The 22,955-nt window shown below is 67.8% G+C and carries 20 protein-coding genes; 14 read left to right on the plus strand and 6 right to left on the minus strand.

Annotation, left to right across the window (positions count from 1 at the left end; genetic code table 11):
• Positions 1 to 168 precede the first annotated feature (168 nt).
• Both IG194_RS32025 and tusA read right to left on the minus strand, forming a co-directional pair.
• Positions 169 to 1,032, minus strand: a complete 864-nt coding sequence (locus IG194_RS32025) for a LysR substrate-binding domain-containing protein (protein WP_225617152.1) — start codon at positions 1,030 to 1,032, stop codon at positions 169 to 171.
• A gap of 273 nt (positions 1,033 to 1,305) precedes the next feature.
• Positions 1,306 to 1,545 carry a sulfurtransferase TusA gene (tusA, locus tag IG194_RS32030; protein WP_009622807.1) on the minus strand — a complete coding sequence of 80 codons (240 nt, stop codon included), beginning with the start codon at positions 1,543 to 1,545 and terminating at the stop codon, positions 1,306 to 1,308.
• 157 nt (positions 1,546 to 1,702) lie between these two features.
• Here tusA and IG194_RS32035 point away from each other — a divergent pair, with 157 nt between their 5' ends.
• Positions 1,703 to 3,262, plus strand: coding sequence for an alpha/beta fold hydrolase (locus IG194_RS32035; RefSeq protein ID WP_058490024.1), 1,560 nt, complete (start codon positions 1,703 to 1,705; stop codon positions 3,260 to 3,262).
• 1 nt (position 3,263) lies between these two features.
• Here the strand turns inward: IG194_RS32035 and IG194_RS32040 are convergent, their stop codons facing one another.
• The 3 genes from IG194_RS32040 to IG194_RS32050 form a co-directional block, all read right to left on the minus strand.
• Positions 3,264 to 4,142 (minus strand): MaoC family dehydratase, encoded by an 879-nt coding sequence (locus IG194_RS32040; RefSeq protein WP_043313255.1) that lies wholly within the window; start codon positions 4,140 to 4,142, stop codon positions 3,264 to 3,266.
• An 86-nt stretch (positions 4,143 to 4,228) separates the two neighbouring features.
• Positions 4,229 to 5,281 (minus strand): 23S rRNA (cytidine(2498)-2'-O)-methyltransferase RlmM, encoded by a 1,053-nt coding sequence (gene rlmM / locus IG194_RS32045; RefSeq protein ID WP_043271865.1) that lies wholly within the window; start codon positions 5,279 to 5,281, stop codon positions 4,229 to 4,231.
• A gap of 129 nt (positions 5,282 to 5,410) precedes the next feature.
• A complete protein-coding gene (locus tag IG194_RS32050; protein WP_141679764.1) occupies positions 5,411 to 5,590 on the minus strand; it encodes a hypothetical protein in 180 nt (59 codons plus the stop codon).
• Between the two features lie 28 nt (positions 5,591 to 5,618).
• Between IG194_RS32050 and acnA the strand changes: the two genes are divergently transcribed.
• Positions 5,619 to 8,351: an aconitate hydratase AcnA gene (acnA, locus tag IG194_RS32055; protein WP_058490025.1), complete on the plus strand. Its 2,733-nt coding sequence runs from the start codon at positions 5,619 to 5,621 to the stop codon at positions 8,349 to 8,351.
• 365 nt (positions 8,352 to 8,716) lie between these two features.
• Entirely contained in the window at positions 8,717 to 10,282 is a 1,566-nt protein-coding gene (locus IG194_RS32060) for a PAS domain-containing methyl-accepting chemotaxis protein (RefSeq protein ID WP_058490026.1), read from the plus strand.
• Positions 10,283 to 10,647: 365 nt separating this feature from the next.
• On the opposite strand, the gene IG194_RS32065 is transcribed toward IG194_RS32060, so the two are convergent.
• Positions 10,648 to 11,352, minus strand: coding sequence for an alpha/beta family hydrolase (locus IG194_RS32065; RefSeq protein ID WP_318652537.1), 705 nt, complete (start codon positions 11,350 to 11,352; stop codon positions 10,648 to 10,650).
• A gap of 115 nt (positions 11,353 to 11,467) precedes the next feature.
• Here IG194_RS32065 and ccoN (IG194_RS32070) point away from each other — a divergent pair, with 115 nt between their 5' ends.
• The 11 genes from ccoN (IG194_RS32070) to IG194_RS32120 all read left to right on the plus strand — a co-directional run bounded on the left by ccoN (IG194_RS32070) (position 11,468) and on the right by IG194_RS32120 (position 22,955).
• Positions 11,468 to 12,910, plus strand: coding sequence for a cytochrome-c oxidase, cbb3-type subunit I (ccoN, locus tag IG194_RS32070; protein ID WP_058490028.1), 1,443 nt, complete (start codon positions 11,468 to 11,470; stop codon positions 12,908 to 12,910).
• Positions 12,910 to 13,518 (plus strand): cytochrome-c oxidase, cbb3-type subunit II, encoded by a 609-nt coding sequence (gene ccoO / locus IG194_RS32075; protein WP_009622815.1) that lies wholly within the window; start codon positions 12,910 to 12,912, stop codon positions 13,516 to 13,518. The genes ccoN (IG194_RS32070) and ccoO (IG194_RS32075) overlap by 1 nt, the downstream gene beginning before the upstream one ends.
• Positions 13,519 to 13,523: 5 nt before the next feature.
• Positions 13,524 to 13,715, plus strand: a complete 192-nt coding sequence (locus IG194_RS32080) for a CcoQ/FixQ family Cbb3-type cytochrome c oxidase assembly chaperone (RefSeq protein WP_024128706.1) — start codon at positions 13,524 to 13,526, stop codon at positions 13,713 to 13,715.
• Positions 13,712 to 14,641: a cytochrome-c oxidase, cbb3-type subunit III gene (gene ccoP, locus IG194_RS32085; RefSeq protein ID WP_009622818.1), complete on the plus strand. Its 930-nt coding sequence runs from the start codon at positions 13,712 to 13,714 to the stop codon at positions 14,639 to 14,641. The genes IG194_RS32080 and ccoP (IG194_RS32085) overlap by 4 nt, the downstream gene beginning before the upstream one ends.
• A 332-nt stretch (positions 14,642 to 14,973) precedes the next feature.
• Positions 14,974 to 16,416: a cytochrome-c oxidase, cbb3-type subunit I gene (gene ccoN, locus IG194_RS32090; RefSeq protein ID WP_009622820.1), complete on the plus strand. Its 1,443-nt coding sequence runs from the start codon at positions 14,974 to 14,976 to the stop codon at positions 16,414 to 16,416.
• Complete coding sequence (ccoO, locus tag IG194_RS32095; RefSeq protein WP_009622821.1) at positions 16,416 to 17,024, plus strand: cytochrome-c oxidase, cbb3-type subunit II; 609 nt, start codon at positions 16,416 to 16,418, stop codon at positions 17,022 to 17,024. Before ccoN (IG194_RS32090) ends, ccoO (IG194_RS32095) begins: the two co-directional genes overlap by 1 nt.
• Positions 17,025 to 17,030: 6 nt before the next feature.
• Positions 17,031 to 17,222 carry a CcoQ/FixQ family Cbb3-type cytochrome c oxidase assembly chaperone gene (locus tag IG194_RS32100; protein ID WP_009622822.1) on the plus strand — a complete coding sequence of 64 codons (192 nt, stop codon included), beginning with the start codon at positions 17,031 to 17,033 and terminating at the stop codon, positions 17,220 to 17,222.
• Positions 17,219 to 18,190 carry a cytochrome-c oxidase, cbb3-type subunit III gene (gene ccoP, locus IG194_RS32105; protein ID WP_009622823.1) on the plus strand — a complete coding sequence of 324 codons (972 nt, stop codon included), beginning with the start codon at positions 17,219 to 17,221 and terminating at the stop codon, positions 18,188 to 18,190. Before IG194_RS32100 ends, ccoP (IG194_RS32105) begins: the two co-directional genes overlap by 4 nt.
• A gap of 216 nt (positions 18,191 to 18,406) precedes the next feature.
• Positions 18,407 to 19,822 (plus strand): cytochrome c oxidase accessory protein CcoG, encoded by a 1,416-nt coding sequence (ccoG, locus tag IG194_RS32110; protein ID WP_058490029.1) that lies wholly within the window; start codon positions 18,407 to 18,409, stop codon positions 19,820 to 19,822.
• Between the two features lie 143 nt (positions 19,823 to 19,965).
• Complete coding sequence (locus tag IG194_RS32115; RefSeq protein ID WP_058490030.1) at positions 19,966 to 20,502, plus strand: FixH family protein; 537 nt, start codon at positions 19,966 to 19,968, stop codon at positions 20,500 to 20,502.
• Positions 20,499 to 22,955, plus strand: a complete 2,457-nt coding sequence (locus IG194_RS32120) for a heavy metal translocating P-type ATPase (RefSeq protein ID WP_058490031.1) — start codon at positions 20,499 to 20,501, stop codon at positions 22,953 to 22,955. The genes IG194_RS32115 and IG194_RS32120 overlap by 4 nt, the downstream gene beginning before the upstream one ends.

Consider the following 22,955-nt stretch of genomic DNA (forward strand, 5'->3'; position numbering starts at 1 on the left):
GGCACCAAATCCTTTCTCGGCACGGACTAGCCCCCTCTCCCTTCAGGGCGGGGCGCGCAGCCGAGGGCTGGGTAGAGGGTGCTCTTGGTCTGGCGCTGAAGTCCCAGGAAGCCTCGTTCGCGAGCAAGCTCGCTCCTACGAAAAGCCCCCAGGTCGGATAGCCATCCCCTACCCCACCGTACTCCGCACCGCCGCCACCAACGTCCGCAACATCCCCCGCGCCTGCGCATCCCGCGGGTGAGAAAACAACAACACATCCCGCCCCGGCAACGCCGGCAGCCCCAGCCGCGCCCCCACGTCCTCGCAGCCCGCCGGCGCCACCCGGCGGCCCAGGGCCGCCACGGCTATCCCGGCGCTGACTGCCGCGCCTATGGTCATCAACCCACCGCCGACGAACACCTCGCGCCAGGCCACCCCGGCCTGGTCCAGGGCGTCCACCGCCATGCGCCGCACGCTGCAAGGCTCGGCCTGGGTGGCCAGGGGCAGCGGTTGGCCGGGCAATGGCTGGAAGTCGGCAGCGCCCATCCAGGCGAAGGGTTCCTGCAGCACCACCTCGCCGTCCTGCCGCGGTGGGCCCTGTTGCAGCACCAGGGCCACGTCCAGTTCGCCACGGTCGAAGCGTTCCAGGGTTTCCCGCGAGCTGTCCACCCGCAGTTCCAGCAGCAGGCCCGGCTCGGCGCGGGTGAGCTGGCGCAGCAAGCCCGGCAGTTCGGCGCCGACGATATGGTGGCTGATGCCCACCACCAGCCGCCTGGGTTGGCCGCCGGCGAACGCGCCCAGCGCCTGGCGGTGCGCCGCCACCAGGCCGCGGGCCGCCTCCAGGAACACCCCGCCGTCGGCGGACAGGCGCACCAACCGCGGCGTGCGCTCCAGCAGGCGGCGGCCGAGGTGGTCTTCCAGGCGCTTGATCTTCAGGCTCACCGCCGACTGGGTGCTGGCCAGGGCCTCGGCGGCGCGGGTGAAGCTCTTCAGCTCGGCGACCAGCACGAAGGCCTGCACGGCCTCGATGTCCAGGGCCTTCATGGCGGGCATGTCCATTTCCAATGATGGAGAACGGGCAGCATTCGTTTTCGCCATGGAAAGGTCAAGCGCGAGGTGTTTCGTGGTGGCCGGCGTAGGGCGCATAACGCCTACGGCGTTATCCGCCGACTGGCCTATCTCATCGTCAACGCCATGGCCGGGCCTGGCGCTTCCCGCAAGCATGTCCAGGCTCGGCCCCGAGCGGGGTTCGGCCAAGGCCAAACGGCGGATAACCGCGAACGGTTATTCGCCCTACGCCCAGGAAACATCGTCGGCGATGACAGCTCAATCGAGCTTCTTGCGAATCCAGTACAGGTAGGTGCCCGCCTCTTCCTGCTGCTCCACCAGTTCGTGGCCGAGGAAGATGCAGAACTTGGGGATGTCGCGGCGGGTGGAAGGGTCGGTGGCGATGACCTTGAGCAGGCCGCCGGCCGGCAGGTCGCGCACCTTGTTGTGCAGCATCATGACCGGTTCGGGGCAGTTCAGGCCGGTGGCGTCGAGAATGGCGTCGACAGGTTGGGACATGGAAAGGCTCCGCAAAACGAATGGCGCATTGTCGCCCAAAGCGGGGGCAGGGTCACGCCTGGCGAGCGAACGGCGGCGGGCCAATCTTTCGTCGGGCCCGTGGCCTGGCCCGCTGGGCTAAGCTCGGCGCCTTCCCCGACAGCGGATGTCCCCGCCCATGCGCCTGCCCGCCCTGCTCTGCCTCGCCTTGCTGCTCGCCGGCTGCGCCGCCCGCGACAACCTCCCCGACTATTCCGCCAGCGCCGGCCAGGACCTGCCCGCCACCTGGTACGACGCGGTGATCAGCGCCCGCGACGGCACGCGGCTGTCCGCCACCGTGTTCCAGCCAGCGCTCAAGGCCGGCGAGACGGCGCCGCTGATCGTCCACACCCACGGCTGGGGCGGCTGGCGGGTGACCGGGCCGGAGGGTTTCTACGGCAAGAACATGATGTCCGGCCGCGCCGCGCTCAAGGCCTGGAAGGCCGGCTACTGGGTGCTCAGCTACGACCAGCGCGGCTGGGGCGGCAGCGACGGGCGCATCGAGATGATGGACCCGCGCTTCGAGGTGAGCGACGCCAGCGCGGTGATCGACTGGGCCGCCGCGCACCTGCCGCGCCTGCGCATGGACGGCCCGGGCGACCCGCGCGTGGGCATGCTCGGCGAGAGCTACGGCGGCGCCGTGCAACTGCTGGCGGCCAGCGAGGACCCGCGCATCGACGCCATCGTGCCCATCGCCACCTGGTACGACCTCGGCGACGCCCTGGCCCCGGGCGGCCAGTTGAAGATCGGCTGGGGCGGCGTGCTGCTCGGCCTGGGCATCGCCACCGGCTACGACCTGGGCAAGTTCGCCCAGGCCGACTACCTGCACAGCGCCAGCGGGCGCATGGCCGAACCGGTGCGCGCCGAACTGGCCGCCCACAGCCTGGCGCGCTACTGCGCCGAGGGCCGCCGGCCCCACGCCGACGCCCTGCTGATCCAGGGCCTGCGCGATACCCTGTTCCCCCTCGACCAGGGCCTGCAGATCCGCCAGTGCCTGCGCCAGGGCAGCGCCGAGGTGCGCCTGCTGGGCATGCAGGGCGGGCATATCCTGCCGCCGCCGCTGCAGGCCTGGAGCGGCCTGCCGCCGTTCAACAACGAGCCGGTGATCCACTGCGGCGGGCGCGCCATCGACCTCTACCAGGGCATCCTCGCCTGGTACGAGGAGAAGCTGCGCCAACGCCCCGGCGCCGCCGACAGCGTGCCGTCGCTGTGCGTCAGCCTGGACCTGGACCAGGGCCTGGCGCTGGACGAGCTGCCCGCACCCGGCCCCGTCGTGGCCTTGCCGCCAACGCCGGTGCGCCCGGTCAGCAGCGGCCTCTTGCAGCCCCGCACCTTCATCCCGCTGCAGCAGGTCGCCGAACCCAGCGCCCTGCTCGGCAGCGCGGAGATTCGCCTGGCCCGGCCGCTCGGCCCGGGCGACCAGGCGCTGCTGTTCGCCTCGCTGGCGATCCGTGGCGCAGACGGCCGCACGCGGGCGCTGGACGAGCAGGTCAAGCCGCTGCTCAACCAGGGCGCCACGCGGCTCAACGCGGTCAGCGCCAGCCTGGCGGCGGGGGACGAGATCGGCCTGCTGGTCAGCGGTTTCAGCGGCCAGTACCTGTTCAACAGTTCCTGGAAGTTCACCGCGGTGGACCTGCAGGGCGAAGTGCAGTTGCCCGCCCTGCTGCCGCTCCAGCCACGCCTGGCGGCCGGCCGCTGAATCAGCGCAACGGCCCGGCGGGCGCCTCGTCCAGCTGGGCCAGCAGCATCGGCTCGTCGCCGCCGTCCACCGGCAGCAGCGCCCACTGTTCCTTGTGGCCCAGGCGGCGGTGGCTCTGGCGCACCTGGCTGCCCAGCGGCAGCGGCGCCTTGAAGTGCACGTCCAGGCGCACCTGCTCGGCCAGGCGCCGGCCGGTGAGGCTGCGCGCCAGGCTCCACATGCCGTGGGCGAAGGGCTTGCCGAAGCCGTAGCGCGAGGCCATCAGGCGCGACAGGTGCAGCGGGTTGAAGTCGCCGCTCAGGCCGGCGTAGCGCCAGCCGGCGATCTTCGGCACGCGCCACTGCACGCCGGGGTGTGCGGGCACGTCGAGGGTGTGCCACTGGGCGCGCTCGGGCAGCGCGTCGGGCTCGGCGTGGTCGTCGAGGAAGTCGCCGCGGCGCAGGTAGGTGGTGATCGACTGCCAGTAGAGCATGTCGTGGTGCCAGACCTCGGTCGCCACATCCACCTCCAGCCCCAGCGGGCTGCGCCGGCTGGTGAGGATGCGGCAGTCCAGCTGCAACTGGGCGTCCTCGTCGAGCATGCGGTAGCGCTGGATGTGGCTGCGCAGGTGGATCAGCCCGAGGATCGACAGCGGCATGCGCGAGCGGCTGAGCAGGCGCAGGTGCAGCGGCAGGCTGATCACCTGCGGGTAGAGCAGCGGCACGCCCAGCGCCGGGTCCAGGCCGAAGTGCTGGCGGTAGGCGCGCAGGTGGCGGGCGTCGAAGCGCAGGCTGCGGCTGTCCATGGCCAGGTTCGGCAGGCGCTCGCCGCGGCCCAGGCCACGGCGCGGCAACAACATGCGGCTGTAACTGCCCAGCAGCGAGGGCAACTTTCGCTTCACGAGCGGCTCCGGGAGGGGGTGCGCCGCACAGCATGGTCGCTGCGCGGCGCAACGGCAAGTCGCCGAAGGTCGCGGGTCGCCGGCGCCTACAGGCGTCGCAGGTGCACCGTGACTTCCTCGCGGTCGTGGTACAGCTGCTTGCAGCCGATGGCCACGCGCAGGCCGCGCTCGCGGAAACTCTCGCGCAGGCGTTCGAGGATCTTGCGCACCTCGGCGTAGCGCTGCTTCATCGGCAACTTCAGGTTGACCACCGCCTCGCGGCACAGGCCCTCGCCGATCCAGGTGTCGATCAGCCAGCCGGTGCGCGCCGGCTTCTCGACGATGTCGCAGACCATCCAGTCCACCGTCTGCCGCGGGCGGAACACATAGCCGTCGGCGCGCTGGTGGTCCACCAGGCCGGAGTAGATCAGGTTCTCGGCCATGGGCCCGTTGTCCACGGCGATCACCCGCATCTCGCGGTTGACCAGCTGCCAGGTCCAGCCGCCGGGCGCCGCGCCCAGGTCGACGGCGAGCATACCCGGCGCCAGGCGCTTGTCCCATTCGCCGCGCGGGATGAAGTGATGCCAGGCCTCTTCCAGCTTGAGGGTGGAGCGGCTGGGCGCCTCGCGGGGGAACCTCAGGCGCGGGATGCCCATCGGCCACATGGCGCTGTTGCGCGGCTCGGCGAGGCCGACGAAGACCTCGCGGCCGGAACGGAAGGTCAGCAGCAGGCGCGGCAGGCTCGGGTCCTCGCGCAGCTTGCCGGCCTTGACCAGGGCCGCGCGCAGGGGCTTCTCGAACTTGCGGCAGAAGGTCGACAGTTCCTTGCCTTCGTTGCTGTCGAAGACTTCCAGCCACAGGCTGCCGCACAGCGGGTACGGGCCCAGCTCCTCCAGCAGCGCGCCGATGCGGTCCTGCTCGGGCAACTGGACGAAGCCGGTGCCGCGGGCCCATTGGCGCGGGAAGATCAGCTCGGCGAAGCGCAGCTGGCGCATCAGCCGGTCGGCGCCGTCGGCTTCCTGGCAGACGAACTCGGCATAGGCGGTGGCCGGCTTGGCGCGGGCGTAACCGGCCACGTCGAGGCCGGCGGCCAGGTCGGAAATCTCCGCGCAGACCTCGTTCTCGAAGCCCGGGCGGCAATGCAGTAGCAGGGTGTTCATCGGGGTGTCTCCTTGGCCGCGCACTATAGTCGCTGCGCGGCCGGCTTTCACCCGGATTCGCCGCATGCCAGGGGAACCCCCGGCTGCGGCAAAAGGTCCAGAACCCATGGCAGGACCGCGCGCAGCGGTCTAGTTTGAGAGTTCCGAAGTCGCGATCCAGGGCTTGCCGTGCCCCGGAGAGCGCATGCCGGAAGTCGCCAGGATGCCGCCCGATATGCAGAAGATGACTGCCAATCCGCATTCCTTTTGCGCCAAGCCAGGAAGTCCGCCTGGACTTTCCGCCAGTATCGCAGCGGTGCCGTCGATCACCGGCAGAATCCAGCCTGAGGAGAACGTCATGCCCGCAGTGGACAGCCTGAACAGCCTTCGCACCCTCGAGGTGGGCGGCAAGACCTACCACTATTACAGCCTTCCGGAAGCCGCCAAGCAGCTCGGCGACCTGGACAAGCTGCCGAAGTCGCTCAAGGTGCTCTTGGAAAACCTCCTGCGCTGGGAGGACAACCATACGGTCAACGCCGACGACCTGCGGGCCCTGGCCGGCTGGCTGAAGGAGCGCCGCTCCGACCGCGAGATCCAGTACCGCCCGGCGCGGGTGCTGATGCAGGACTTCACCGGAGTGCCGGCGGTGGTCGACCTGGCCGCCATGCGCGACGCCATGGCCAAGGCCGGGGGCGATCCGCAGAAGATCAACCCGCTGTCGCCGGTGGACCTGGTCATCGACCACTCGGTGATGGTCGACCGCTACGCCAGCCACGCCGCCTTCGCCGAGAACGTCGAGATCGAGATGCAGCGCAACGGCGAACGCTACGCCTTCCTGCGCTGGGGCCAGAACGCCTTCGACAACTTCCGCGTGGTGCCGCCGGGCACCGGCATCTGCCACCAGGTCAACCTGGAATACCTGGGCCGCACCGTGTGGACCAGGGACGAGGACGGGCGCACCTACGCCTTCCCCGACACCCTGGTCGGCACCGACTCGCACACCACCATGATCAACGGCCTGGGCGTGCTCGGCTGGGGCGTCGGCGGCATCGAGGCCGAGGCGGCGATGCTCGGCCAGCCGGTGTCGATGCTGATCCCCGAGGTGGTCGGCTTCAAGCTCACCGGCAAGCTCAGGGAAGGCATCACCGCCACCGACCTGGTGCTCACCGTCACCCAGATGCTGCGGCAGAAGGGCGTGGTGGGGAAATTCGTCGAGTTCTACGGCGACGGCCTGGCCGACCTGCCCCTGGCCGACCGCGCCACCATCGCCAACATGGCCCCGGAATACGGCGCCACCTGCGGCTTCTTCCCGGTGGACGAGATCACCCTGGGGTACCTGCGCCTGTCCGGCCGCCCGGAAGAGACGGTCAAGCTGGTGGAGGCCTACTGCAAGGCCCAGGGCCTGTGGCGCGAAAAGGGCCACGAGCCGGTGTTCACCGACGCCCTGCAGTTGGACATGGGCGAGGTCGAGGCCAGCCTGGCCGGGCCCAAGCGCCCGCAGGACCGCGTGCCGCTGGGCCAGGTGGGCAAGGCCTTCGCCGACTTCCTCGCGCTGCAGCCCAAGGCCGCGCGCAGCCCGGAGGTCTCGCGCCTGCTCAATGAAGGCGGCGGCGGCGCCGCGGTGGGCAGCGCCGAGAGCCAGGGCGTCGAGTACCAGCACGAAGGCAAGAGCTATCACCTGCAGGACGGCGCGGTGGTCATCGCCGCCATCACCTCCTGCACCAACACCTCCAACCCCAGCGTGATGATGGCCGCCGGGCTGCTGGCGAAGAAGGCGCTGGAGAAGGGCCTGCAGCGCAAGCCCTGGGTGAAGAGTTCGCTGGCGCCCGGCTCCAAGGTGGTCACCGACTACTTCAAGGCCGCCGGCCTGACCCAGTACCTGGACGAGCTGGGCTTTGACCTGGTGGGCTACGGCTGCACCACCTGCATCGGCAACTCCGGGCCACTGCTGGAGCCCATCGAGAAGGCCATCCAGCAGGCCGACCTGACGGTGGCCTCAGTGCTCTCCGGCAACCGCAACTTCGAAGGCCGCGTGCACCCGCTGGTGAAGACCAACTGGCTGGCCTCGCCGCCCCTGGTGGTGGCCTACGCCCTGGCCGGCAGCGTGCGCCTGGACCTGACGAAGGACGCCCTGGGCACCGGCGAGGACGGCCAGCCGGTGTACCTGAAGGACATCTGGCCGAGCCAGCGGGAAATCGCCGAGGCGATCCAGAAGGTCGACACCGCCATGTTCCACAAGGAATACGCCGAGGTGTTCCAGGGCGACGAGAAGTGGCGCGCCATCCAGGTACCGCAGGCGCAGACCTACACCTGGCAGGCCGACTCCACCTACATCCAGCACCCGCCGTTCTTCGAGCACATCGCCGACGCCCCGCCGAAGGTGGCCGACATCGAGAAGGCCCGGGTGCTGGCGGTGCTGGGCGACTCGGTGACCACCGACCACATCTCCCCCGCCGGCAACATCAAGAAGGACAGCCCGGCCGGGCGCTACCTCAGCGAGCATGGCGTGGCCTACGCCGACTTCAACTCCTACGGCTCGCGGCGCGGCAACCACGAGGTGATGATGCGCGGCACCTTCGCCAACATCCGCATCAAGAACGAAATGCTCGGCGGCGAGGAAGGCGGCAACACCCTGCACGTGCCCAGCGGCGAGAAGCTGGCGATCTACGACGCGGCCATGCGCTACCAGGCCGAGGGCACGCCGCTGCTGATCATCGCCGGCAAGGAGTACGGCACCGGCTCGTCCCGCGACTGGGCGGCCAAGGGCACCAACCTGCTGGGGGTGAAGGCGGTGATCGCCGAGAGCTTCGAGCGCATCCACCGCTCCAACCTGGTGGGCATGGGCGTGCTGCCGCTGCAGTTCACCGGCGGCCAGGACCGCAAGGCGCTGAACCTCACCGGCAAGGAAGTGCTGAACATCCGCGGCCTGGACGGCGAGCTGAAGCCGCACATGACGCTGACCGTGGAAGTCACCCGCGAGGACGGCAAGCAGGACAGCTTCGAGGTGCTGTGCCGCATCGATACCCTCAACGAGGTGGAGTACTTCAAGGCCGGGGGGATCCTGCACTATGTGCTGCGCAGCTTGATCTGAGGGCTGCGCGAGGACGCTTTCGTAGGATGGGTTGAGCTTGCGAAACCCATGCGGTTGCAGTGATGGGTATCGCTTCGCTCAACCCATCCTACGGAGCGCGGTGTTTGTAGGAGCGCGCCCTGCGCGCGATTCGCGGGCAGGGCCCGCTCCTACGAGAAGCCGTGTCCGCGCCTTTCATTCGACCAGGCCCGAAGGACAAAACCTATTAGCTCATAGGAAAATCTCTTACGACTATGTGACAAGTAGCATTTTGATATCGTCCACTGCCAATATTCCCACGCCAAATATCGAACAAGGCTTCAACTTCCGTTGATTCCGGCCGATAACAAAACCGTCACATGCCTTCTTCGTGGACCTTGCCCTGAATGCGCAACAACCAGCCCATCACCCAGCGTGAACGCACCTACCCGGCGGAACAACGCCTGATCTCCACCACCAACAGCCGTGGCGTGATCACCTATGCCAACGATGCCTTCGTCGACATCAGCGGCTTCGCGCGGGACGAGCTGGTGGGCTCGCCACACAACCTGGTGCGCCATCCCGACGTGCCGCCCGCGGTGTTCGCCCACATGTGGGCCACGCTGAAGAACGGCAAGCCGTGGATGGGCATCGTCAAGAACCGCTGCAAGAACGGCGACCACTACTGGGTCAGCGCCTACGTCACGCCCATCTTCGAGCGCAACGAGATCGTCGGCTACGAGTCGGTGCGCGTGCGCCCCACCGCCGAGCAGGTGGAGCGCGCCCAGGCCCTGTACCAGCGGATCAACACCGGCAAGCCGGCGATCCCGCGCCGCGACCTGTGGCTGCCGGTGCTGCTGGACTGGCTGCCGTTCATCCTGATCAGCCAGGTGGCCTTCCTCATCGGCGCCTGGCTCGACTCGCACTGGGGCTTCGCCCTCGCCGCCCTGCTCGCCGTCCCTCTCGGCCTGGCCGGCCTGGGCTGGCAACAGCGCGGCCTCAAGCGCCTGCTGCGCCTGGCCGAGCAGACCACCTCGGACCCGCTGATCGCGCAGATGTACACCGACAGCCGCGGCGCCCAGGCGCGCCTGGAAATGGCCATCCTCAGCCAGGAAGCGCGGCTGAAGACCTGCCTGACGCGCCTGCAGGACACCGCCGAGCAGCTCACCGAGCAGGCCCGCCAGGCCGATACCCTGGCCCACCACAGCTCCTCCGGCCTGGAACGCCAGCGCGTGGAGACCGAGCAGGTGGCCGCCGCGGTCAACCAGATGGCCGCCACCACCCAGGAAGTGGCGAACAACGTGCAGCGCACCGCCGACGCCACGCGCCAGGCCAACGAGCTGACGCGCCGCGGCCGCAGCGTCGCCAGCGAGACCCGCGAGGCCATCCAGCGCCTGTCCGCCTCGGTGGGCGAGACGGGCCTGGCGGTGAGCCAGCTGGCCCAGGACAGCAACGAGATCGGCGGCGTGGTCGACGTGATCAAGGGCATCGCCGACCAGACCAACCTGCTGGCGCTCAACGCCGCCATCGAAGCGGCCCGCGCCGGCGAGATGGGCCGCGGCTTCGCCGTGGTGGCCGACGAGGTGCGCTCGCTGGCCCAGCGCACCGCCGAATCCACCGAGCAGATCCACGGCCTGATCGCCAAGTTGCAGCAAACCGCCGAGGGCGCGGTAAGCGCCATGGAAGTCGGCCGCCGCCAGGCCGACGAAGGCGTGGAACGGGTGCTGCTGGCCGACCAGGCGCTGTCGGGCATCAGCGACTCGGTGGCCAACATCGCCGACATGGCCAACCAGATCGCCGCGGCGGCCGAGGAACAGAGCGCGGTGGCCGAGGAGATCAACCGCAACATCGCCACCATCGCCCAACTGGCCGACCAGACCTCCGACGAGGCCCAGCGCACCGCGCAGCTGAGCGAGGAGCTGACGGGGACGGCGCAGAGCCAGTATTCGCTGGTGGAGCGGTTCAATCGTTGAGTGTTGGTGTTCGTTCGTAACGGGGGCTTCGGGTTCGGGGTCCACAGCGCGCGGATACCGAGGTCAGGCGGCGGATAACCGCGAACGGTTATTCGCCCTACGCTCCCTGTGGTTTCGGTGCATGGCTTGACTCCGCGCCCTCTCCCTAACCCTCTCCCTGAAGGGAGAGGGGACTGGTCGGCGCGTTTGACGAGGTTGGAGTCAGCCGGGGGCTCCGGCTGAATCCATATCCCACCATCGGCACGGACGGCCCCCTCTCCCTTCAGGGCGGGGCGCGCAGCCGAGGGCTGGGGAGAGGGTTGCGGACTCCCACGCCACTCCGAAGCCGAACCTGGCGACGCCCTTGTTCGCAAGCAAGCTCGCCCCTACGAAAGCCCCTCCAAAAACCCCGCCACCACCTCCGCCGCGCTCTCCAGATGCTGCTCATGAGTCAAACCTGACGCCTTCAGCGGCTTCAGGTCATGGTCCGCCGCCGCCAGCCACTCGACGCGGATCGCCGGCGATAGCACGTACTGCGCCACATGCGCCCGGTCGCCCAGGGCATCGCGTTCGCCCTGGACGATCAGCGTCGGCGTGCGCAGCTCGGCCAGGTGCGCCACCCGCGGTTTCTCCGGCTTGCCCGCGGCGTAGAAGGGGTAGCCCAGGCACACCAGGGCGTCGGCGCCCAGTTCGTCGGCCAGCAGGCTGGCCATGCGCCCGCCCATGGACTTGCCGCCGATGGCCAGCGGGCCCTGCGCCTGCCCGCGCACCTGCTCGAACACCTGGCGCCAGCACTCCAGCAGTTGTTTCTGCGGGTTCGGCGGGCGCTTGCGGCCGTCCTCGCGGCGGGCGGACATGTAGGGGAACTCGAAGCGCGCCACCGCCACGCCGCGGGCGGCCAGGCGCCGGGCCATTTCGTCCATGAACGGGCTGTCCATGGGCGCGCCGGCGCCGTGGGCCAGGACGAGGGTCGCCGACAACGCACCGACCGGCCGGTTCCACAGCAGCGACAAAGCGCCACACTCCCCCGCCGGGCCGGGCGCCGAGGGCGATTGATCAAAATCAATATTCGGTTTCCGGGGTTTATCCATTCTTCGCTCCGCTAGTTGCGTAATTAGTACCTGTCCCTGGGGGAGGGGCGGCGTTCGCCGTAAGGAACCCGCCGGGATGGGCTAGCCCATAACCGTGGATGGAAGCCCATATACCATGAGCACAACCAATCAGACCGCTTATAACTACAAGGTGGTCCGCCAGTTCGCCGTGATGACGGTGATCTGGGGAATCGTCGGCATGCTGGTCGGCGTCGTCATCGCCGCCCAGCTGGTGTGGCCGGAACTCAACCTCGGCTTGCCGTGGACGAGCTTCGGGCGTCTGCGCCCACTGCACACCAACGCCGTGATCTTCGCCTTCGGTGGCAGCGCCCTGTTCGCCACCAGCTACTACGCGGTGCAGCGTACCTGCCAGGTACGCCTGTTCTCCGACACCCTGGCCTCCTTCACCTTCTGGGGCTGGCAGCTGGTGATACTGCTGGCCGCCATCAGCCTGCCGCTGGGCTACACCTCCTCCAAGGAGTACGCCGAGCTGGAATGGCCGATCGACATCCTCATCACCATCGTCTGGGTGTCTTACGCCATCGTGTTCTTCGGCACCCTGGTGAAGCGCAAGACCAAGCACATCTACGTGGGCAACTGGTTCTTCGGCGGCTTCATCCTGACCGTGGCGCTGCTGCACGTGGTCAACAACCTGGAGCTGCCGGTCGGCTTCATGAAGTCGTACTCCATCTACTCCGGCGCCACCGACGCCATGGTCCAGTGGTGGTACGGCCACAACGCCGTGGGCTTCTTCCTCACCGCCGGCTTCCTGGGGATGATGTACTACTTCGTGCCCAAGCAGGCCGAGCGTCCGGTGTACTCCTATCGCCTGTCGATCGTGCACTTCTGGGCACTGATCGCGGTGTACATCTGGGCCGGCCCGCACCACCTGCACTACACCGCCCTGCCCGACTGGGCGCAGTCCCTGGGCATGGTGATGTCGCTGATCCTCCTGGCACCCTCCTGGGGCGGCATGATCAACGGCATGATGACCCTCTCCGGGGCCTGGCATAAGCTGCGCAGCGACCCGATCCTGCGCTTCCTGGTGGTCTCCCTGGCCTTCTACGGCATGTCCACCTTCGAAGGCCCGATGATGGCCATCAAGACCGTCAACGCCCTCTCCCACTACACCGACTGGACCATCGGCCACGTGCACGCCGGCGCCCTCGGCTGGGTCGCCATGGTCTCCATCGGCTCGCTGTACCACATGATCCCGAAAGTCTTCGGCCGCGAGCAGATGCACAGCACCGGCCTGATCAACGCGCACTTCTGGCTGGCCACCATCGGCACCGTGCTCTACATCGCCTCGATGTGGGTCAACGGCATCACCCAGGGCCTGATGTGGCGTGCGGTCAACGCCGACGGCACCCTCACCTACTCCTTCGTCGAAGCGCTCGCCGCCGGCCACCCCGGCTTCGTCGTGCGCATGATCGGCGGCGCCGTGTTCCTCAGCGGCATGCTGATCATGGCCTACAACACCTGGCGCACCATCGCCTCCTCCAAAGCCGAGGAAGCTGAAGCGGCCGCCCGGATTCCCGCCGTCGTAGGAGCCCACTGATGAAACACGAAGTACTCGAGAAGAACGTCGGCCTGCTGGCCCTGTGCATGGCCGTGGCCGTGAGCATCGGCGGCCTGACGCAGATCGTCCCGCTGTTCTTCCAGGACGTGACCAACACCCCGGTGGAAGGCATGAAGCCCTACACCGCCCTGCAGCTGGAAGGCCGCGACATCTACATCCGCGAGGGCTGCGTCGGCTGCCACTCGCAGATGATCCGTCCGTTCCGCGCCGAGACCGAGCGCTACGGCCACTACTCCGTGGCCGGCGAGAGCGTCTGGGACCACCCCTTCCTGTGGGGCTCCAAGCGTACCGGCCCGGACCTGGCCCGCGTCGGCGGCCGCTACTCCGACGACTGGCACCGCGCGCACCTGTACAACCCGCGCAACGTGGTGCCGGAGTCGAAGATGCCGGCCTACCCCTGGCTGGTCGAGAACAAGCTCGACGGCAAGGACATCGAAGGCAAGCTCAAGGCCATGCGCACCCTCGGCGTGCCCTACACCGACGAAGACATCGCCGGCGCCCGCGAGAGCGTTCAGGGCAAGACCGAGATGGACGCCGTGGTGGCCTACCTGCAAGGCCTGGGCACAGCGATCAAGAACAAGCGGTGATGGCCATGGACATCGGAACCATCCGCGGCCTCGGCACCGTCGTGGTGATGCTCGCCTTCATCGGCGTCACCCTCTGGGCCTACAGCGGCAAGCGCAAGCAGCGCTTCGACGCCGACGCCCTGCTGCCCTTCGCCGACGATCCGCAGGCTCTGCGCCACGCCGAGCATGAACAAGCTTCTGGGAGCAACAAAGCATGACTACCTTCTGGAGTCTGTACATCACCGTACTGACCGTCGGATCGCTGATCGCCCTGCTATGGCTGGTCTTCGCCACCCGCAGCGGCGAGACCAAGGGCGCCACCGACCAGACCATGGGACACTCCTTCGACGGTATCGAGGAATACGACAACCCGCTGCCGCGCTGGTGGTTCCTGCTGTTCGTGGGCACCATCGTCTTCGCCGTCGGCTACCTGGCCCTGTACCCGGGCCTGGGCAACTGGAAAGGCGTGCTGCCGGGCTACACCGACGGCTGGACCCAGGTCAAGCAGTTGGAACGCGAGCAGGCCCTGGCCGACGAGAAATACGCGCCGATCTTCGCCAAGTACTCGGCCATGTCCGTCGAAGACGTGGCCAAGGACCCACAGGCCATGAAGACCGGCGAACGTCTGTTCGCCACCTACTGCTCGATCTGCCACGGCTCCGACGCCAAGGGCGCCATGGGCTTCCCCAACCTGACCGACCAGGACTGGCGCTGGGGCGGCGACGCGCAAACCATCCAGACCACCATCCTCGGCGGCCGCCACGCGGTGATGCCGGCCTGGGGCGAGGTGCTGGGCGACCAGGGCGTGCATGACGTGGCCGCGTTCGTCACCACCAAGCTGGACGGCCGCAAGCTGCCCGAAGGCGTGACCGACGCCCAGGTGGCCAATGGCGAGAAACTCTTCGCCACCACCTGCGTCGCCTGCCACGGCCCGGAAGGCAAGGGCACCGCCGCCCTGGGCGCGCCGGACCTGACCCATCCGGGGGCGTTCATCTACGGCTCGGGCTTCGCCCAGCTGCAGCAGACCATCCGCCATGGCCGCCAGGGCCAGATGCCGGCGCAGGAAGCCTACCTGGGCAAGGACAAGGTCCACGTCCTGGCCGCGTACATCTACAACATTTCCCGCCCGGAAAACGCCAACTGATCCACCCTCCGCTCGCGCCCGCCCGGGCGCGAGCAACTTCCGCGCAGTTACGCGACCAAGTGTCGCACCTTGCGCGCGCCATTCCTTCACACTGCTCTAGATCAAGACTAAGCTCATTCCATCCGTGAGTCGGCAGTAATTGGGGGAATCCCTACGCTTATCAGGGTTTCCACGCCGATAGAAAGCCAGAAAAACATTGGCAGAAATGCCTTCAAAGCAGCATGCGCAGCGGCTCCGGGGCTTATTCCGGCGCGTTGCATTGCCTAGTGGCTTTCTACATACTTGCCGCCGTTTTTTGTCCCTAAATAGCAAAAAAACCGTGGAACCTTAGAATGAGCACAGCAATCAGTCCGACTGCTTATAACTATAAGGTAATCCGCCAGTTCGCCATCATGACGGTGGTCTGGGGAATACTAGGAATGGGGATGGGTGTTTTCATCGCCTCACAGTTGGTATGGCCCGAGCTGAACCTCGGCTTGCCGTGGACCAGTTTCGGGCGACTTCGCCCGTTGCACACCAACCTGGTGATCTTCGCCTTCGGCGGCTGTGCTCTGTTCGCAACCTCCTACTACGTGGTGCAACGCACCTGTCAGACCCGTCTGATCTCCGATAGCCTGGCCGCCTTCACCTTCTGGGGCTGGCAGGCGGTGATCGTACTGGCCGCCATCACCCTGCCGCTGGGCTACACCTCCTCCAAGGAGTACGCCGAGCTGGAATGGCCGGTCGACATCCTGATCGCCATCGTCTGGGTCACCTACGCCGTGGTGTTCTTCGGCACCATCGTCAAGCGCCAGACCAAACACATCTATGTGGGCAACTGGTTCTACGGCGGCTTCATCCTGGTGACCGCGATGCTGCACATCGTCAACAACCTGGAGATCCCGGTCGGCTGGTTCAAGTCCTACTCCATCTACTCCGGCGCCACCGACGCCATGGTCCAGTGGTGGTACGGCCACAACGCCGTGGGCTTCTTCCTGACCACTGGCTTCCTCGGCATGATGTACTACTTCGTGCCCAAGCAGGCCGAGCGCCCGGTCTACTCCTACCGCCTGTCCATCGTCCACTTCTGGGCGCTGATCACCCTGTACATCTGGGCCGGCCCGCACCACCTGCACTACACCGCGCTGCCGGACTGGGCGCAGTCCCTGGGCATGGTGATGTCGCTGATCCTCCTGGCTCCGAGCTGGGGCGGCATGATCAACGGCATGATGACCCTCTCCGGCGCCTGGCATAAGCTGCGCACCGACCCCATCCTGCGCTTCCTGGTGGTGTCCCTGGCCTTCTACGGCATGTCCACCTTCGAAGGCCCGATGATGGCCATCAAGACGGTGAACTCGCTGTCCCACTACACCGACTGGACCATCGGCCACGTGCACGCCGGGGCGCTGGGCTGGGTGGCGATGATCTCCATCGGCTCGCTGTACCACATGATCCCGAAAGTCTTCGGCCGCGAGCAGATGCACAGCACCGGCCTGATCAACGCGCACTTCTGGCTGGCCACCATCGGCACCGTGCTCTACATCGCCTCGATGTGGGTCAACGGCATCACCCAGGGCCTGATGTGGCGCGCGGTCAACACCGACGGCACCCTCACCTACTCCTTCGTGGAAGCGCTGCAGGCCAGCCACCCGGGCTTCATGGTCCGCGCGCTGGGCGGCTTCTTCTTCGCCTTCGGCATGCTGCTGATGGCCTACAACACCTTCCGTACCGTGCGTGGCTACAACGCTGCTGAAGTCGATGCCGCTGCCCGCATTCCCGCTGTAGGAGCTCATTGATGAAGCACGAAGCAGTCGAGAAGAACATCGGCCTGCTGGCCTTCTTCATGGTCATCGCCGTCAGCATCGGCGGCCTGACGCAGATCGTCCCGCTGTTCTTCCAGGACGTGACCAACAAGCCGGTGGAAGGCATGAAGCCGCGCACCGCGCTGGAGCTCGAAGGCCGTGACATCTACATCCGCGAAGGCTGCGTCGGCTGCCACTCGCAGATGATCCGCCCGTTCCGCGCCGAGACCGAGCGCTACGGCCACTACTCCGTGGCCGGCGAAAGCGTCTGGGACCACCCCTTCCTGTGGGGCTCCAAGCGTACCGGTCCGGACCTGGCTCGCGTCGGCGGCCGCTACTCCGACGACTGGCACCGCGCGCACCTGTACAACCCGCGCAACGTGGTGCCGGAGTCGAAGATGCCGGCCTACCCCTGGCTGGTCGAGAACAAGCTCGACGGCAAGGACATCGAAGGCAAGCTCAAGGCCATGCGCACCCTCGGCGTGCCCTACACCGACGAAGACATCGCCGGTGCTCGCGACGCCGTGAAAGGCAAGACCGAGATGGACGCCCTGGTGGCCTACCTGCAGAGCCTGGGCACCATCATCAAGAGCAAACGGTGACAGCAGATGGATATCGGGACGATTCGCGGCCTCGGCACCGTCGTAGTGATGGTCGCCTTCATCGGCGTACTGCTCTGGGCCTACAGCGGCAAGCGCAAGCAGCGCTTCGACGACGACGCCCTGCTGCCCTTCGCGGACGACCCGGCAGCCATGAAGCACGTCGAGAAAGAACAAGCTTCTAGGAGCAACAAAGAATGACAACCTTCTGGAGTCTGTACGTCACCGTACTTACCCTGGGCACCATCTTCGCCCTGGCCTGGCTGCTGTTCGCCACCCGCCGCGGCCAGCGCAGCGAAGCCACCGACGAGACCGTCGGGCACGCCTTCGACGGCATCGAGGAGTACGACAACCCGCTGCCGAAGTGGTGGTTCATGCTGTTCGTCGCCACCTTCGTCTTCGCCTTGGGCTACCTGGTCCTGTACCCGGGCCTGGGCAACTGGAAGGGCCTGCTGCCGGGCTACCAGGAAGTCAGCGACGGCAAGCCCTTCGCCAATGGCCAGCCGGGCTGGACCGGCGTGCACCAGTGGGAGAAGGAAATGGCCAAGGCCGACGAGAAGTACGGCCCGATCTTCGCCAAATTCGCCGCCATGCCCATCGAAGATGTGGCCAAGGACCCGCTGGCGCTGAAGATGGGCGGCCGCCTGTTCGCCTCCAACTGCTCGGTGTGCCACGGCTCCGACGCCAAGGGCGCCTACGGCTTCCCCAACCTGACCGACCAGGACTGGCGCTGGGGCGGTGCCACCGCGGACATCGAGACCACCATCAAGGGTGGCCGCCACGCCGCCATGCCGGCCTGGGGCGAAGTACTGGGCGACCAGGGCGTGCACGACGTGGCCGCCTTCGTCACCAGCAAGCTGGACGGCCGCAAGCTGCCCGAAGGCGTGACCGACGAGCAGGTGGCCAATGGCGGCAAGATCTTCGCCACCACCTGCGTCGCCTGCCACGGCCCCGAGGGCAAGGGCACCGCCGCCATGGGCGCGCCCAACCTGACGCACCCGGCCGCCTTCATCTACGGCTCGAGCTTCTCCCAGCTGCAGCAGACCATCCGCTACGGCCGCCAGGGCCAGATGCCGGCCCAGCTGGAACGCCTCGGCGCCGACCAGGTGCACCTGCTGGCCGCCTACGTGTACAGCCTGTCCCAGGGTGATGCGCAGAAGAGCGAATAAGCGCTTCCGCCCTCCCCTCGCAACACCCAGCGGCGCCGGTTCCTACCGGCGCCGCTCTATTTCGGGGAACGAAAAATCTTCCGAATATTCTGACGCGACCAACGGTCGCACCGTTGCACACCGGGCCAAGTCGTATCATGTTTAGGCGTGCAGCCATATCCTGACCCTTTCGGCACGTATCGACAGGGCGCCCTCCCACTGCCGTGGTACGCACTGATGAGCAAACAGATTCCCGTGCAAGACGTCACACCGCCCGCGAAGAAGGGTGGGGAGAACGTCGACTTATATGCCTCCCGCGAGAAGATCTACACCCGGGCCTTCACCGGGTTCTTCCGCAACCTGCGCCGTGTCGGCGGCGCTTTCCTGTTCCTTCTCTACTTCGGCACCGTGTGGCTGACCTGGAACGGTCGGCAGGCGGTGTGGTGGGACCTGCCCGAGCGCAAGTTCTACATCTTCGGCGCCACCTTCTGGCCGCAGGACTTCATCCTCCTCTCCGGGTTGCTGATCATCAGCGCCTTCGGGCTGTTCTTCATCACGGTGTTCGCCGGCCGCGTCTGGTGCGGCTACACCTGCCCGCAGAGCGTGTGGACCTGGATCTACATGTGGTGCGAGAAGGTCACCGAAGGCGACCGCAACCAGCGCATGAAGCTGGACAAGGCGCCGATGAGCGGCAACAAACTGCTGCGCAAGGCCGCCAAGCACACGCTGTGGCTGCTGATCGGCCTGGTCACCGGCCTGACCTTCGTCGGCTACTTCGCCCCCATCCGCGAACTGCTGATGGAGCTGGTCACCGGCGAGGCCGACGGCTGGGCCTACTTCTGGGTCGGTTTCTTCACCCTGGCCACCTACGGCAACGCCGGCTGGCTGCGCGAGCAGGTGTGCATCTACATGTGCCCCTACGCGCGCTTCCAGAGCGTGATGTTCGACAAGGACACCCTGATCGTCTCCTACGACCCGCGCCGCGGCGAGAAGCGCGGCCCGCGCAAGAAGACCCTGGACTACAAGGCCCAGGGCCTGGGCGACTGCATCGACTGCACCATGTGCGTACAGGTCTGCCCCACCGGCATCGACATCCGCGACGGCCTGCAGATCGAATGCATCGGCTGCGCCGCGTGCATCGACGCCTGCGACAGCATCATGGACAAGATGGGCTACCCGCGCGGGCTGATCAGCTACACCACCGAGCACAACCTGTCCGGGCAGAAGACGCACTTGGTGCGCCCGCGCCTGATCGGCTACGCCATCGCCCTGTGCGTGATGATGAGCCTGCTGGCCACCGCCATCGTGATCCGCCCGCTGGTGGGCTTCGACGTCAGCAAGGACCGCGTGCTCTACCGCGAGAACGCCGAAGGCCGGATCGAGAACGTCTACAGCCTGAAGATCATGAACAAGGACCAGCGCGACCACACCTACGTGCTCGGCGCCAAGGGCCTGGAAGGCCTGACCCTGGAAGGCCGCAAGGAAGTGCAGGTGGCCGCCGGCGACATCCTCGCCATGCCGGTGGAACTGGCGGTGGACCCGGACAAGCTGCCGTCCAGCACCAACAAGATCACCTTCACCATCCAGTCGGTGGACGAGCCGTCCATCAGCAAGGAAGCCGACAGCCGCTTCATCGGCCCGGTGGTACGCTGAACCCCGGCTGAACCGCAACGCATCCCGCCCCCGCGGCGGGATGCCAGCGGCACGCGGAGCACGTAGAATCCGCCCCACCCAGGCGCGCCGCCCACCCCTCGGGCAGGCCGCTTCCGCCCCGCGGACCACGAGAGAGAAAACCCATGCAGTCGGCGCCCGCCCAACAACCCTGGTACAAGCACCTCTGGCCCTGGATCATCATCGGCATGCTCGCCACCTCGGTGTTCCTCAGCCTGACGATGGTGCGCATCGCCGTGGAGAACCAGGACACCCTGGTCAACGACAACTACTACGAGGCCGGCAAGGGCATCAACCGCTCGCTGGACCGCGAACACCTGGCCCAGCAACTGCACATGCAGGCCCAGGTGCGCCTGGACAAGCTCACCGGCGAGGTCGAGGTACGCCTGAAGGGCGACAGCCAGCCGGCGCAGCTGAACCTCAACCTGATCTCCCCCACCCTGGAATCCCAGGACCGCCACGTCGCCCTGCTGCCGGCCAACGAACCGGGCCGCTACACCGGCCGCCTGGACAGCGCCGTCGAAGGCCGCCGCTTCGTCGAACTGCTCGGCGAGCAGGACGGCCACGCCTGGCGCCTGTTCGAAGAAGAGAAGCTCATCGCCGATGGCGAGATCCTTCTCGGCGACGAACCCCTCAAGGGGGATGAAGTCCAGCGCCCATGAGCGCCCCCCTGCCCTGCTACCACTGCGCGCTGCCGGTTCCGCCCGGCAGCCGCTTCACCGCCCGGGTCCTCGGCGAGACCCGCGAATTCTGCTGCCCCGGCTGCCAGGCCGTGGCCGAGGCCATAGTCGCCGGCGGCCTGGAAGGCTACTACCGGCACCGCACCGAATCGGCCGCCAACCCCGAGGCGCTGCCCGCGCAACTGGGTGACGAACTGGCCCTGCTCGACCGCCCCGACGTGCAGCAGCCCTTCGTCCAGCACCAGGGCGAACTGGCCGAGACCACCCTGATCCTCGAAGGCATCAGTTGCGCCGCCTGCGGCTGGCTGATCGAAAAACACCTGCGGCAGATGCCGGCGGTGGCCGAGGCCGGGCTCAACCTGTCCAACCACCGCCTGCACGTGCGCTGGGCCGACGGCCAGTTGCCGCTCAGCGGCCTGCTCGCCGAGCTGCGCAGGATCGGCTACGCCGCCCACCCCTACCGGCCGGACAAGGCCGCCGAGCAGCTCGCCGAAGAGAACCGCCGTTCCCTGCGCCAGCTCGGCGTGGCCGGCATGCTGTGGTTCCAGGCGATGATGGCGACCATGGCCACCTGGCCGGAATTCAACATCGACCTCAGCGCCGAGATGCACGAAATCCTGCGCTGGGTGGCGATGTTCCTCACCACGCCGATCGTCTTCTACTCCTGCCAACCGTTCTTCCGCGGCGCCCTGCGCGATTTGCGCACGCGCCACCTGACCATGGACGTCTCGGTGTCCCTGGCCATCGGCGGCGCCTACCTGGCCGGCATCTGGACCGCCATCACCGGCAAGGGCGACCTGTACTTCGACGCGGTGGGCATGTTCGCCCTGTTCCTGCTCGCCGGCCGCTACCTGGAGCGCCGCGCCCGCGAGCGCACGGCGGCGGCCACCGCGCAGCTGGTCAACCTGCTGCCGGCCTCCTGCCTGCGCCTGGACGAAGCCGGCAACAGCCAGCGCATCCTGCTCAGCGAACTGCGCATCGGCGACCGCGTGCTGGTGCCGCCGGGCGCGGTGCTGCCGGCCGACGGCCTGATCCTCGCCGGCCAGTCCAGCGTCGACGAATCCCTGCTCACCGGCGAATACCTGCCGCAGCCGCGCCAGGCCGGCGACAGCGTCACCGGCGGCACCCTCAACGTCGAAGGCCCGCTGACCCTGCAGGTGCAGGCCCTGGGCGACGACAGCCGGCTGTCGGCCATCGTCCGCCTGCTGGAGCGCGCCCAGGCCGACAAGCCGCGCCTGGCGCAGCTCGCCGACAGCGCCGCGCAATGGTTCCTGCTGGTGCTGCTGGCGCTGGCCGCGGTGGTCGGCCTGTTCTGGTGGCAGCACGACGCCTCGCGGGCCTTCTGGGTGGTCCTGTCGATGCTGGTCGCCACCTGCCCCTGCGCCCTCTCCCTGGCCACGCCCACCGCCCTCACCGCGGCCACCGGCAGCCTGCACAAGCTCGGCCTGCTGCTCACCCGCGGCCACGTGCTGGAAGGCCTGAAACGCATCGACACGGTGATCTTCGACAAGACCGGTACCCTTACCGAAGGCCGCCTGACCCTGCGCGCCGTGCAGCCGCTGGGCGAACTCGACGGCGAACGCTGCCTGGCCCTGGCCGCGGCGCTGGAGAACCGTTCCGAACACCCCATCGCCCGCGCCTTCGGCCGCGCCCCGCAACCCGCCGAGGCCGTGGAAAGCCACCCCGGCCTGGGCCTGGAAGGCGTGGTCGACGGCCAGCGCCTGCGCATCGGCCAGGCCGCCTTCGTCTGCGCCCTGAGCGGCCAGCCCGAGCCGGCCATGCCCAATGAGCACGGCCAGTGGCTGCTGCTGGGCGATGCGCGCGGCCCGCTGGCCTGGCTGGTGCTCGACGACCGCCTGCGCGACGACGCCCCGGCCCTGCTGCAGGCCTGCCGCGAGCGCGGCTGGCGCACCCTGCTGCTGTCCGGCGACAGCTCGCCGATGGTGCAAAGCGTGGCCGCCGAACTGGGCATCGACGAAGTCCACGGCGGCCTGCGCCCGGACGACAAGCTGGCGATCCTCAGACAGCTGCACGGCGAAGGCCGCCACGTGCTGATGCTCGGCGACGGCGTCAACGACGTGCCGGTGCTGGCCGCCGCCGACATCAGCGTGGCCATGGGCAGCGCCACCGACCTGGCCAAGACCAGCGCCGACGCGGTGCTGTTGTCCAACCGCCTGGACAGCCTGGTGCAGGCCTTCGTCCTGGCCCGCCGCACCCGTCGGGTGATCGTCGAGAACCTGGTCTGGGCGGGGTTGTACAATGGCCTGATGCTGCCCTTCGCCGCCCTCGGCTGGATCACCCCCGCCTGGGCGGCCATCGGCATGTCGGTCAGCTCGCTGACCGTGGTGCTCAACGCCCTGCGCCTGACCCGCGTGCGCGCCCTGCCGGCGGCCCCCGAAGCCGCGCCGCTGGCCATCCCGCTCGCCGCCCACTGA

The sequence above is a fragment of the Pseudomonas sp. ADPe genome, from assembly GCF_014843515.1.
GTDB classification, from domain to species: Bacteria; Pseudomonadota; Gammaproteobacteria; order Pseudomonadales; family Pseudomonadaceae; genus Pseudomonas; species Pseudomonas citronellolis.